This is a genomic window from Actinoplanes oblitus (genome assembly GCF_030252345.1).
GTDB classification, from domain to species: domain Bacteria; phylum Actinomycetota; class Actinomycetes; order Mycobacteriales; family Micromonosporaceae; genus Actinoplanes; species Actinoplanes oblitus.
In genome coordinates this window covers 6,688,748-6,701,272 of record NZ_CP126980.1, presented here as the reverse complement: position 1 = coordinate 6,701,272, position 12,525 = coordinate 6,688,748, and the positions used below count along the sequence as shown (strand labels likewise).

The window sequence follows — 12,525 nt, the reverse complement described above, 5'->3', positions numbered from 1 at the left end:
TGGATGATCGGGAGAATGGTGTTGTGGAGATCGCTTCGGAGGACGGCGGCTGGCTGCGGATGCGCCCGCTGCGCTACGAGTTCGACGCGGAGCCGGGTGACCCGACCGAGGACTGGCTGGTGGTGTCGGTGGCGGCGGCCGATCACCACGGGCACGTCTGGCAGGCGGAGAGCCCGTGCCTGACCGTCGCCGAGACGATCGAGCTGGCCAACTGGCTGCATCGCCGGGTGGACGCCGACGAGTTGGAGTTCATCGAGCCGAACGTGGCGTTCCGGGAGTTGCCCGGCGAGCCCGGGCTGCACCTCCTCGAGGTGTCGTTCTCGCACGAGAACCTGCCGCCCTGGCTGCCCGGCACCGGCCCGGGCCGGGTGCACCGGATCCGGCTGGAGGTCACCGCCGACGCCCTGCACCGGGCGGCCGGCGCCTGGACCGCCGAGATCGCCGCCTTCCCGCCCCGCGCGGATCTGGCAGATTGGTGAGATGGATTTCCGCCGCACCTTCCGATCCGCCGCCATCGCGTACGCCGGACTGGTCGCGAGCCTGCCCCCGGAGCGTCTGGACGAGCCCGCCCTCGGCGAGTGGACGCTGCGTGAGCTGCTCGGTCACACGGTGAGCTCGGCGTTGCGCCAGGTACCGGAGGTCCTCGCGACCCGGGCGCCGCACGCCGACGTGGCGACGCCGGAGGGCTACTTCGCCTTCGCCCGTTCCGCCCCGCCGGAGCTGCTGGCCGCCGCGAGCGCCGCCGCCTCGGACGACGCCCGGGCCACCGCGGAGCATTTCGGTGCGGACCTCGCCGCCGAGGTCAGCGCGTTGATCGGCGGGGCCACCGAGGCGCTGTCCCGGGTCAACGACGACGATCTGGTGATCACCCCGGTGGGCGGGATGCGGGTCCGGGACTGGATCCCGACCCGCACGTTCGAGCTGGTCGTGCACGGTCTGGACGCCGCGGCGGCGGCCGGCCGGCCGTTCGAGCCGCCGATCGAGACGGTTGCCGAGGCGGTCACCCTGGCCACCCGGACGGCGATCGGGGTGGGCGACAGCGTCCGGCTGCTCCGGGCCCTGACCGGCCGGGATCCCCTCCCGGCCGGTTACTCGATCATCTGACGGTCCCGGTCCGCTCCCGATCAAGGACTCGATCTTTCGGTACGCCGGGAGCCGCTCGCCCGGCAGCCAGTCCCGTGCCGACCCGTTCGCGACGCCGCCCCCGGCCGGGCCGCAGCCCGCGTCGGGACCGTCCGCGACGCCCTCGGCCCGGGCCGCGAGGCGCGTCCCGGGCCGGACAGGGCGTCAGAGGACCTCGGCGGCCATCGGGAGCGGGTTGCCGAAGCGGTGCGCGGTGATGCTGACCGCCTGCTCCCGCAGGAACGGCAGCAGCTCCACCTGCCCGGCCTCGACCACCGGCCCACCCCAGATCGCCAGGTCGGGCCGGCCACCGGTGGCGGTGGCCAGCTCGGCCACCGAGCCACCGATCAGCCGCACCCGGCCGGCGCCGGTCAGGCCGGCCGCGAAGTCCGCGTCGGACTCCACGGTCAGCGTGGGGCAGTGCGCGGCAAGCGCGGCGGGCAGCTCGACGGCCGAGGACACCCGGATCGGGGCGCCGGCCAGCAGGCCCGCGGCGAGCACCCGGACCAGGTCGGCGACCGACCCGTCGGCGGACAGCCGGACGGTCACCGGCGTGGGCAGGTAGCGCAGGACGTTGCGTTCCACGCCGAGGGCCGACACGTCCTCGGCACGACCGAACGATCCCGCCCAGGCGGCCGCGTCACTGCGCGCGGCCCGCCGCACCGAGGCGAGCTGCTCCCCGGGGACGACGTCGGCGGCATCGGCGAGCAGCGCGCGTACCGAAGGGTGGTTGATGTCGGTCTGGGCCGACGACGTGCCCGCCGCCCAGCCGCTCAGCCCGATCAGGTAGTTCGGACCGCCGGCCTTGGTGCCGGGGCCGACAGCGGACCGCTTCCAGCCGCCGAAGGGCTGCCGGCGGACGATGGCGCCGGTGATGCCCCGGTTGACGTAGAGGTTGCCCGCCTGCACGCGGTCCAACCAGGTGCGGACCTCGGCGGCGTCCAGCGAGTGCAGGCCGGACGTCAGCCCGAAGTCCACCTCGTTGACCAGGTCGATCGCCTCGTCCAGGGTGTCCGCCGTCATGATCCCGAGGATCGGGCCGAAGTACTCGGTCCGGTGGTACGCCGACCCGCGCCGCACCCCGTCCCGGATGCCCGGGCTCCACAGCTGCCCGTTCTCGTCCAGTCGCCGCGGCTGCAGCAGCCAGCTCTCCCCGTCGCCGAGCGTGGTCAGCCCGTCGAGCAGCTTCCCGGCGGCCGGTTCGACGAGCGGGCCGACCTGGGTCGTCATCTCCCACGGCCAGCCGACCTCGAGCGAGGACACCGCGTCGAGCAGCTGGGTGCGGAAGCGCTGCGAGCGGGCCACCGAGCCGACCAGGACGACCAGCGAGGCGGCCGAGCACTTCTGCCCGGCGTGCCCGAACGCCGACGCCACCACGTCCTTGACCGCGAGGTCCAGGTCGGCGCTGGGGGTCACGATGATCGCGTTCTTGCCGCTGGTCTCGGCGAGCAGCGGCAGGTCCGGACGGAACGACCGGAACAGCTCCGCCGTCTCGTAGGCGCCGGTCAGGATCACCCGGTCCACCAGGGGATGGGCGACCAGTTCGCGGCCCAGCGTGCCCTCGTCCACCTGGAGCAGGGTGACCAGGGCGGGGTCGGCGCCGGCGGCGGCGAGCGCGTCCCGGACGATGCCGGTGAGCACGGTGCCGCAGCGCTCGGCCGGACCGGCCGGCTTGATCACCACGGCGGAGCCGGCGGCCAGGGCGGCCAGCATCGAGCCGGCCGGGATGGCGACCGGGAAGTTCCACGGCGGGGTGACCAGGGTGACCCGGGCCGGCACCGGTGTGGCGCCGTCGATCTCGGCGGCCGCTAGCTCGGCATAGTAGTGGGCGAAGTCGATCGCCTCGGAGACCTCCGGGTCGGCCTGGTCGATGGTCTTGCCGGCCTCGGCGGCCATCACCTCGAGCAGGACGTCCCGGTTGCTCTCCAGCGCGTCGCCGATCCGGTGCAGCACGGCGCGGCGGTCCGCCGCTCCCCAGGACGCGGCAGCGGCCTTGCCGAGCAGCTCATCGAGAGCCGACTTCTCGGAGATGCGCAGAATATCCGTTCCGAGCTGGGAGGACGGTACCCGGGCGAGGATCGCGCGCATCCGGTCCCGATTCACCGCGACGGCCGGGTCGGTGTCCGGGGAGTTCGTGAAGTGCCCGGAGGTGGCGGCGGGGACGGCGGCATGCCGGTCCGCCACCCGCTTCGACGGGGGAACGCTGTCGTCCAGGTCGCGCAGGGAGGCGAGGAATCGCTCCTTCTCCCGCTCGAACAACGCCTCCGAGGTGTGCAGCTCGAAGACCGCCGACATGAAGTTGTCCGAGCTGGCACCCTCTTCGAGCCGCCGGATCAGGTACGCGATGGCCACGTCGAACTGCTCCGGCCGCACCACCGGCGTGTAGAGCAGCAGCCCGCCCACCTCGCGCCGGACCGCCTCGGCCTGCCCCTCGGCCATCCCGAGCAGCATCTCGAACTCGATCCCGTCGCGCACCCCGCGCTGCCCGGCCAGGGTCCAGGCGTACGCCACGTCGAACAGGTTGTGCCCGGCCACCCCGAGCCGCACGTTGCCGATCCGGTCGGCCCGCAGCGCGTAGTCCAGCACCCGCTTGTAGTTGGTGTCGGTGGCCTGCTTGCTGTCGCAGGTGGCGACCGGCCAGCCGTGCAGCGCCGCCTCGACCCGCTCCATCGGCAGGTTGGCGCCCTTGACCAGGCGCACCTTGATGCCGGCGCCACCACGCTCGCGCCGGGACGCGGACCAGGACTGCAGCCGCATCATCGCGCTCAGCGCGTCCGGCAGGTAGGCCTGCAGCACGATGCCGGCCTCCAGGCCGAGCAGGTCGGGCCGGTCCAGCAGCCGGGTGAAGACCGCGATCGTCAGGTCGAGGTCCTTGTACTCCTCCATGTCCAGGTTCACGAACTTGCCGGTGCGCTCGGCGAGGGTGAACAGCGGCAGGAGCTCGGTCACGATGTGCTCGACGGCCTCGTCGAACGCCCACGGGTTGTGCGGGGCCACCGTCGACGACACCTTGATCGACACGTAGTCGACGTCCGGGCGGGCCAGCAGCCGCTCGGTGTCCTTGAGCCGGCGGGACGCCTCGCCGCGTCCGAGGACCGCCTCGCCCAGCAGGTTGACGTTGAGGCGTACCCCACGGGTCTTGATCTTGCGAATGGCGCGGCCCAGCCGGGCGTCGCTCGCGTCGACGATCAGGTGGCCGACCATCTGGCGCAGCGCGCGGCGGGCGATCGGCACGACGACGTTCGGCATGATCGGAGCGAGCGCCCCGCCGAGCTTCACCGCGGCACGCAGGTGCGCCGGCAGGAAGCCGGGCACGTCGGCCGCCAGGGCGCGCAGGGTGCGGGCGCTGACCTTGCGGTCCTCGGGACGGACCACGCCGTCCACGAAGCCGACGGCGAACCCGAGGCCCTTCGGGTCCCGCAGCAGGCCGGCCAGCTGCGCTGCCGAGCCGCCGACCGGAACTGTCGCGGCCTCGGTCAGCCAGCGACGCACCAGGGCGATCGTCTCTTCGGCGATCTCAGACATCGGGATGCTCCTTCCGCATTCGATGAGAGTTTGTATCCCGGGTTCCGGTAAGGAAAAGCGAACCTTTCTGACGAGTAACCTTCAGCTCGGCTAACGTGTCCGAATGCTGGAGATTCGCCGCCTGATCCTGCTGCGCGAGCTGGCCATCCGCGGCACCCTGGCCGCCGTCGCCGAGGCGCTCAACTTCACCCCGTCCGCAGTCTCCCAGCAGCTCAGCCAGCTGGAGAAGGAGACCGGCACGGTGCTGCTGCGCAAGGCCGGCCGCCGGGTCCAGCTGACCCCGCAGGCCGAGGTGCTCGTCGCGTCGGTCGGCGAGGTCCTGGACACGCTGGAGCGGGCCGAGGCCCGCCTGAAGGCCGCCGCCACCCGGGTGACCGGCACGGTCCGGGTCGCTGTCTTCCAATCCGCGGCGCTCGCTTTCATGCCGGCCGCTCTGCGCGCCACCGCCGCTCGCTTTCCCGACGTACGCGTGGAAATGGTCCAGCGCGAGCCGGAGGAGGCGCTCCGGGAGACGTGGGCGCGCGACTTCGACATGGTGATCGCCGAGCAGTATCCGGCGCACGCCGCGCCCCATCATCCGGGCCTGGACCGGCGCGCCCTCACCACCGACGCGATCCGGCTCGCGCTGCCGGCCGAGGCGGTGTCCCTGCACCCTGTCGACTCGCTGGACACGGCCCGCCAGATGCCCTGGGTGATGGAGCCGCGCGGGGCCGCGAGCAGGCACTTCGCCGAGCAGCTGTGCCGCCGCGCGGGGTTCGAGCCGGACGTCCGCTACGAGACCGCCGACCTGCAGGCGCACATCCGGCTGGTCGAGTCCGGCAACGCGGTGGCGCTCATCCCGGACCTGGTCTGGGCCGGCCGGGACACCTCCTGCCGGCTGCTGGAGTTGGCGGACGCCCCGCGCCGCACCATTTTCACGGCACAGCGCCTGGCCGGCGCGGAATCACCCGCCGCGCGCGCTTTCCGGGAGATCCTGGAGAAGACCGTCGATCAGTAGCGCGGGTCGTAGGAACCGCAGGCGGGTGCGACGAAAGTGGTGTGCGCGCCGTTGGTGAACCGGCAGCCGAAGGTGTCCTCGGCGACCGCGCGGCGGTCCAGGATGGCGTCGCCGGCCGGGCGGTGGCCGGTACGCGCCCAGCGGACCAGGTCGTCGAAGCCCTGGGTCAGCTCGGCCTCGGTGAAGTCGCAGTGCCCGACGCCACGGATCGCGCGGGAGACGAACAGGCCGGCCCGGCCGTTGCGGGCGGCGCGCTGGGCGTACTCCTGCTCCATCGAGAACGGCACGAACAGGTCGCCGATGTCGTGCAGGGAGAGCACCGGGATGGTGGGGGTGCCGTTGACCCGCGGGATGCCGGCCAGGCCCGGGTCGGCGGTAGCGGTCCGCCGCACCCGCAGCACCTCGGCGTTGAGCCGCAGCTCGGGAAGCGTGGGCAGCGGGCCGTCGCCGAGCCGGTAGTAGGTGTACCGGTTGTCGGTGACGTTGCCCGGCGCGATCCCGCCGGTGCCGCCGGTCAGGCCGGGGTAGACGCCGAACAGGAACGGCAGGTCGTTGAGCGGGGCCAGGGCGGGCGCGGCGTTCCAGTACGCGAACGCCGAGTCGAACCCGGGCCGCTCGCCGCCGCTGCGCCGTTCCACCGCGCTCGACCACTGCTTGCCCGCGGTGGTGAGCGCCGGCGCGGTGCCCGCCTTCACCCCGAGCGCCGGTGCGATCTGGTTGACCTGGGCGCGCCAGGTGGCCTGGTAGTCGGCGGGCGGCGTGAGCGGGAAGTCGATCTTCACCTTGGCGAGGGCGGCCGCCGTCACGTTCGCGTCCAGGAAGTAGTCGTAGAGCTTGGTGTCGCCGAGCACCCCGCAGTACGGCATCGCCGCGGTGAACGCCCGCGGGAAGCGCTCGATGGCGACGGCGGTGACCTGCCCGCCCATCGACGCGCCGGTCATGATGACCGAGCGGGCACGCTTGCCGGTGACCTGGCGGAACGTCTCGATCATCGCGTACGAGTCGCGGACGCCCTGGCCCACGTCGTAGCCGTTGGTGGCGTAACTGGAGGCGGCCCAGGCGAACCCGGACCTGATGTAGTGCGCGCGCAGCGACGGGTTGTCGACGTAGACCACGTTGCCGTTGCCGCGGTAGCCGTGCGCGTAGACGACCAACTGCCCGTTCCAGCGCAGCGGCACCTCGACGCGGTAGCTCGCGCCGTCCCGGATGCCGGTCCAGATCCGCGAGAGCGCCGTCCCGGAGGCGTCGGCGAGCGGGGTGAACGCCGCCCCGGACACGTCACAGGCCGGGTCGAAGACCAGGTAACCGGGGTGGGTGGTGCTGGGCGCGGGCGCGGCGCACGCGACCGGCGCGGCCGAAGCCGGTGCGCTCAGCGCGGTGACCACGGCCAGCACCACGGCGAGCAGGGCGAGGCATCTCCGGCGCATGGTCATCGTGTTACCTCCCGGACACATGTAATGGCCGGGCATCGACGTTTGTCAAGGACGACACGACTTCATGGACGGTGCCGGGGCCCTTTTTGCGGGCCCCGGCACCGTTTCACCGGATCCGCACCGCGACCGTGTCGCCGCGGGTGACCAGTTCGGCCCGGACGCCCGGGGTGGTCACCTCCAGCCGGGCGAACCGGCCGCGCAGGTGCCGGGCCCGCAGCACCGGCACCGTGGTGCCGGCCGGCGCCCGCCGGGTTACCGCGACCCGCAGTGTCACCTTCGCGCCGATGGTGGCGTGGTGCGCGACGGTGAGCGGGGTCTTGCCCTTCGGGTCGAGCGGGACGGCGAGCACGCCGCCGCTCTGCCGGAAGTCGCCACGGATCCGGACGCCGTCCACGGCCAGCCCGAGGGTGCCGCCGGTGACTGTCACGTCGCCCTCGCCCAGCGCGGTGGGCGAGGCGGCGGTCAGCGTCCCGCCGGCCAGGGTGACGCCGCCGCGGAAGCCGTTGTCGCCGGACAGCTCCAGGGCGCCGGTGCCGAGCTTGACCAGGCCGCCCGGGCCGTCGATGTCGTTGCGCCAGGCGTCGGCCGCGTGGAAGCCGCCCCGCGCGGCGTCGAGGGTGACGGCGACGGTCCTGTCGAACGCCCCGTAGCCGTCGGCGGCGGTGAACAGGTCGAGCCGGCCCCACTGCTCCGGGCCGTCCAGGATCGGGTGGCCGGAGGTCAGGCCGGTGGTCCGGAGCACCTCGCGGCGCTGGTCGTCGTCCAGGTACGGCAACCGCGTCTCCAGCAGCACCTCGGCGCCGGCCGGCACGGTGACCGGGACGCGCTTGCCGTGCGCCGGCAGGTCGTACGTGTGCTTGTGCCGGACGATAGCGGCGTTCACCGCGCGGTCGGCCGGGCGGTGGGCGTACCCGAAAAGGTCCTCGCTGCCGATCTGCGAGCGGAAGTAGGCCAGGGCCTGGTCCCGTGCCTCCGCCTTGATCGTCGCGTTGGCCGGGTCGCGCAGGATCGCCGCGGCCAGGGCGGTCGCCAGGACCCGGCCGCCGATCACGTCGGCCGGGGAGTGCATGCCGGCCACGATCCGGGTGTGCGCCAGGTCGTACGCGGTGGCGATCAGTTCCTGGAAGCGTTCCGGGACCGCGTACGCGTAGGCGAACGCGGCCAGGAACAGCGCGTTGGTGTGCCCGGAGAGGTAACCGCCGTCCTCGGCCGGGTTGGTGGCGCGCTGGCGCAGCAGGGCCGGGGCCACCACGACGCCGGAGTCGTAGACCGGGAAGCCGAACTCGTCCACCGCGCCGGTCGGCACCACGGTGCTGTCCTCGGTCATCCGCCACGGGCGCGGGTACTGGAAGGCGAACTTGGCCGGATTGCCCGACGAGTAGTTGCCGCGCAGCGTGTTGACCAGGGTGGCGACCTTGCCGAGCGGCGACGTGGTGGAGCCGGCGCCGAGCGCCGAGCCGGCCGGGGCGCCGGCCGGGACCGCGTCGCTGATCGTGGTGGCCGGGGTGGTGACGGGCGCCGAGGTGATGCCGGTGACGGCGAGCGCACCGGCCCGGTAGAGGCCGGCGAGCGGGCCGAGGCCGGCGATCACCGAGTAACTCTGGTGCTGGCGGTCGACGAGGAACGCCTTGGCCGCCTCGGCGTCGGTGCGCGCGGCGGTGACCCGGGCGACGTAGCGGACGTTGGCGCGCAGGAAGGCCCGGTCCCGGGCGGTGCCGGTGTTCCAGGCCGTGCCGGTGGCCCAGACCCGCGAGAAGCCGGACAGGATCCGGACCGCGGCGTTGGTCTCCGCTGTCAGGTTCGCCGCGACGTTCGACCGGTAGTCGTCGACGAAGTTCCGGGTGGCGGCCGGCGGCGCGGCGGCGGCCTTCGACAGGGCCGGGCCGGCCAGCAGGCCGGCGGCGGACGCGCGCAGCACGGTCCGGCGAGAGAGAGCAGGCATGGGGTGAGAGCTTCGGCGCGGGTGGCGAATCGGCGGCCAACGCGCCCGATTGTTAACGTGAACATCGTGCTACCGGCGAGTAGCCGAGGTTCCCTCCGGTCGATTTCGGGCCTACCGTCCCGATCGTGCTCACCACACGGATCGCGATCGCGGCCCTGGCGGCCGCCACCCTGAGCGTCCCCGCGGCACCCGCCGCCGCGACGCCCGACGCCGTCGCCGACGCCGACGGAACTTTCAAGGTTCTTTCCTACAACATTGCCGGGTTGCCCGACATCCTGTCCAGCGCCGAGACCGACCGGGCCACCGCGACCACGGCCATCGGCGGGCGGCTCACCGGCTACGACGTGATCCACGTGCAGGAGGACTTCAACTACCACGCCTACCTGTACGCCGCCGACAGTCACGCCCACCGCACCCCGACCAGCGGCGGCGCCGGCATCGGCTCGGGGCTCAACAGCCTCTCGTCGTTCCCCTACGACACCGACGACTTCGAGCGGACCCGGTGGAACTCCTGCCAGTACGACTCCGGTGACTGCCTGACCCCGAAGGGCTTCACCTTCAGCCGGGTCCGGCTGGCCGAGGGCGTCTACGTGGACTTCTACAACCTGCACACCAACGCCGGCACCAACGACGGCGACCTGGCCGCCCGGGCCGACAACCTGCGCCAGCTCACCGCGTTCATCGGCAGCCACTCCCGGGGCAACGCGGTCGTCGTGATGGGCGACACCAACACCCGCTACACCCGCGCCGGGGACACCATCGCCGACTTCGTCGCGGCCAACGGGCTCACCGACGCCTGGGTCCAGCTGGAGCGCGGCGGGACCGCACCGGCCAAGGGCAGCGACCCGCTGCTGTGCGGCGCCGACACCTGCGAGGTGGTCGACAAGATCCTCTACCGGAGTGGCGGGTTCGTCCGGCTGGCCGCCACGTCGTACCACAACGAGCACGAGTCGTTCCGCACCGACGACGGCGTGATGCTCTCCGACCACGACCCGATCAGTGCCGGGTTCAACTGGAGCACCGATCCGGCGTACCGGTTCAGCGAGCAGTTCGGCGGGCCGCACGGCGACTACTTCAACGACCTCGGCACGCTCACCACCCCGACGGCGATCAGCATCCGGGCCGGGGCGCGGGTGGACCGGATCGGCGACCACGGCGGCACCGGCGGGACCGCCACGTCGCTGACCCTGGGCAGCGGGGAATTCGTGACGAGTGCGTATCTGTGCCGTGGGATCTACAACTCACACACCCGGATCTTCTACGCCAAGTTCACCACCAACCTGGGCAACACCCTGGCCGGCGGGACCACCACCTCGGACTGCGTGACCCGCACGGCACCGGCCGGCTGGCAGCTCGCCGGCTTCCACGGGCGGGCCGGGGACGCGGTGGACAAGATCGGGTTCATCTACACCCGGCGCTGAGCGGCATGGTGTGCGGGGCGCCGGGATCGGGGTATCCCGGCGCCATGTATGACGCCCCGGCCCGACCCCGCCGGCACTGGCTGCGGGTCTTCCTGACCGGACTGCTGCTGTGGATCCTCACGGTGGTGGTCACGCTGGCCACCGGCAACCCGAACCTGATCCCCACGCTGGTGCTGCTCGGCAGCTTCCTGGTGCCGGTCACCTTCGTGCTGTGGGCGTTCGGCCGCCGGCACAGTGGCGAGGTCACCGCCGAGCTGCTGTTCAGCACGTTCGTCACCGGCGGCGTGCTCGGCGTGCTGGCCGCGTCGCTGCTGGAGACATACCTGCTGCATCCGTCGCCGGGGTTCTTCCTCGGGGTCGGCCTGATCGAGGAGGCCGCGAAACTCGCCGCGCTCGCGTTCCTCACCCGCCGGCTCGCCCACAAGTACGCCGCCGATGGCCTGGTCCTGGGCGCCTCGGTCGGCTTCGGGTTCGCCGCGTTCGAGTCGGCCGGCTACGCGTTCACCGCCCTGTTCACCGAGCGCGGCCTGTCGCTGACCCAGCTGGTCCAGACCGAGCTGCTGCGCGGCCTGCTCGCCCCGCTCGGCCACGGCCTGTGGACCGCCATCCTCGGCGGCGTGCTCTTCTCCGCCAGCGGCCGCCGGCACTTCGCGCTCACCGGGCGGCTGGTGCTGTCCTACCTGGGCGTCTCGGTGCTGCACGCGCTCTGGGACAGCATGCACAGCATCGCGCTGCTGGTCACCCTGGTGCTGACCGGCACCCCCTACCAGTTCGCCCTGCTGGAGCGCGGTTACCAGCCGCGGCCGACCGACGCCCAGACGCACCTGTTCACCCTGCTGTCCTGGGGCGGGCTGATGCTGATCTCGCTGATCGCCCTGCTCTGGTTGCGCGCGGTGGCCCGGAAGGCGGACAGCGAGTCACGCGCCCTCTGGCGCATCCCGATCGGTCGATGACGGCACGTTCGCGGGCTGCGCGAACGCCCGGGCGGGACTACCGTCCGTAGCGGAGGTGGGTTGGTATGAGCGAGGACGAGCCAGGGATCGCCTACGGGTTCGGCCGCCACCGCGGTCTCCTGGTGGACCGCAGCGGCATCGAGGAGATCGTCTACGGCAAGGCCCTGCTCTACCTGGAGAAACCGGACGCCGACCTGATACGCACCCTGGCGCCCCGGCTGTCCGGCGTGATCGTCCAGGAGCCGGTCACGCCGTACGCTCCGGAGGCCCGCGCGCTCTGGTCGCTGCCGGTGCCGGTGCTCACCGGCATCGCGGTCGACGACAGCTGGCTCGGCCACGACGTGGTCGTCGACTTCGACGCCGCGACCACCGCCCCGTTCCTGCTCAACCCGACCGGCCTGCGCCTGCACGCCGAGGTGGCGTCGCTGGCCGAGGCGCGCGAGGCCGGGCACCTCGCCGACGGCTGGGCACCGCTGCGGGCCGAGGACCTGCGGGCGCTGTCCGATCGGGACCGTGCCGACCTGTGGCACTTCCTGGCCGAGTCGGGCCGTCCGCTGCCGGCCATCCGGTACTTCGACGAGCCGGTCGGCGGTCCGCACGCGGCATCCTTCGGCCGGCGCGGGGTCCGCTCCTTGCCGCCGGACGCGCTGGATGCCTTCGGTACGCTCGTCGAGCAGTCCCCGGACGACGATCCGGTGGTCGTCGTCCCGATGGTGGCCGCGCGCGAGGAGATCGACGCGTTCCGGGCCGCGACCGGCGCGCGCTGGCGCCTCGGCCTCGACGTGGCCACGCCGGCCGCCGCCCTGGGCATCGCCGACCTGGTCGACGACTGCCACCTGCTGCACGTCAACACCGCCGACCTGACCCAGCACACCATGGTCTGGGACCGCACCGTCCGCAACGACGTGCTGGTCCCGCCCGGCCACCTCCCGCTGGTGATCCTCCAGTTGGTCGAGTGGTCCGCGTCGGTCGGCGCCACCCACGACATCCCCTGCCAGGTGGCCCTCGACCTGCGGCCCGGCCCGCAGCTGCTGGACCAGCTCCGGCTGGCCGGCGTCCGCGACCTGACCTGCCCGGCCCCGCTCATCCGGCACTGGCGGCACCTGCTCGACCACACGCCCTGACCGGCGCG

General features: G+C 72.8%; 9 protein-coding genes. 6 read left to right on the top strand and 3 right to left on the bottom strand.

The genetic code is table 11. The features are described 5' to 3' along the window. The first annotated feature begins 23 nt into the window (after positions 1–23). On the top strand, positions 24–479 hold the full coding sequence (locus Actob_RS30220) for a WapI family immunity protein (RefSeq protein ID WP_284915247.1): 456 nt from the start codon (positions 24–26) through the stop codon (positions 477–479). A gap of 1 nt (position 480) precedes the next feature. Next, entirely contained in the window at positions 481–1,104 is a 624-nt protein-coding gene (locus Actob_RS30215; RefSeq protein ID WP_284915246.1) for a maleylpyruvate isomerase family mycothiol-dependent enzyme, read from the top strand. Between the two features lie 183 nt (positions 1,105–1,287). Here Actob_RS30215 and Actob_RS30210 read toward each other — a convergent pair whose 3' ends face one another. Beyond that, positions 1,288–4,647, bottom strand: coding sequence for a proline dehydrogenase family protein (locus tag Actob_RS30210; RefSeq protein WP_284915245.1), 3,360 nt, complete (start codon positions 4,645–4,647; stop codon positions 1,288–1,290). 103 nt (positions 4,648–4,750) lie between these two features. Between Actob_RS30210 and Actob_RS30205 the strand changes: the two genes are divergently transcribed. Beyond that, complete coding sequence (locus tag Actob_RS30205) at positions 4,751–5,644, top strand: LysR family transcriptional regulator (protein ID WP_284915244.1); 894 nt, start codon at positions 4,751–4,753, stop codon at positions 5,642–5,644. Here Actob_RS30205 and Actob_RS30200 read toward each other — a convergent pair. Both Actob_RS30200 and Actob_RS30195 read right to left on the bottom strand, forming a co-directional pair. Then, complete coding sequence (locus Actob_RS30200; protein WP_284915243.1) at positions 5,638–7,077, bottom strand: alpha/beta hydrolase family protein; 1,440 nt, start codon at positions 7,075–7,077, stop codon at positions 5,638–5,640. The two genes, Actob_RS30205 and Actob_RS30200, sit on opposite strands and share 7 nt — an antisense overlap. A 106-nt stretch (positions 7,078–7,183) precedes the next feature. Then, on the bottom strand, positions 7,184–9,019 hold the full coding sequence (locus Actob_RS30195) for a phosphatase PAP2 family protein (RefSeq protein WP_284915242.1): 1,836 nt from the start codon (positions 9,017–9,019) through the stop codon (positions 7,184–7,186). Between the two features lie 125 nt (positions 9,020–9,144). Here Actob_RS30195 and Actob_RS30190 point away from each other — a divergent pair, with 125 nt between their 5' ends. From Actob_RS30190 to Actob_RS30180, 3 genes are all read left to right on the top strand, one after another. After that, positions 9,145–10,440, top strand: coding sequence for a jacalin-like lectin (locus Actob_RS30190; protein ID WP_284915241.1), 1,296 nt, complete (start codon positions 9,145–9,147; stop codon positions 10,438–10,440). A 44-nt stretch (positions 10,441–10,484) separates the two neighbouring features. After that, on the top strand, positions 10,485–11,393 hold the full coding sequence (locus Actob_RS30185) for a PrsW family intramembrane metalloprotease (protein WP_284915240.1): 909 nt from the start codon (positions 10,485–10,487) through the stop codon (positions 11,391–11,393). Between the two features lie 65 nt (positions 11,394–11,458). After that, complete coding sequence (locus tag Actob_RS30180) at positions 11,459–12,517, top strand: hypothetical protein (RefSeq protein ID WP_284915239.1); 1,059 nt, start codon at positions 11,459–11,461, stop codon at positions 12,515–12,517. The last annotated feature ends 8 nt before the right edge of the window (positions 12,518–12,525 follow it).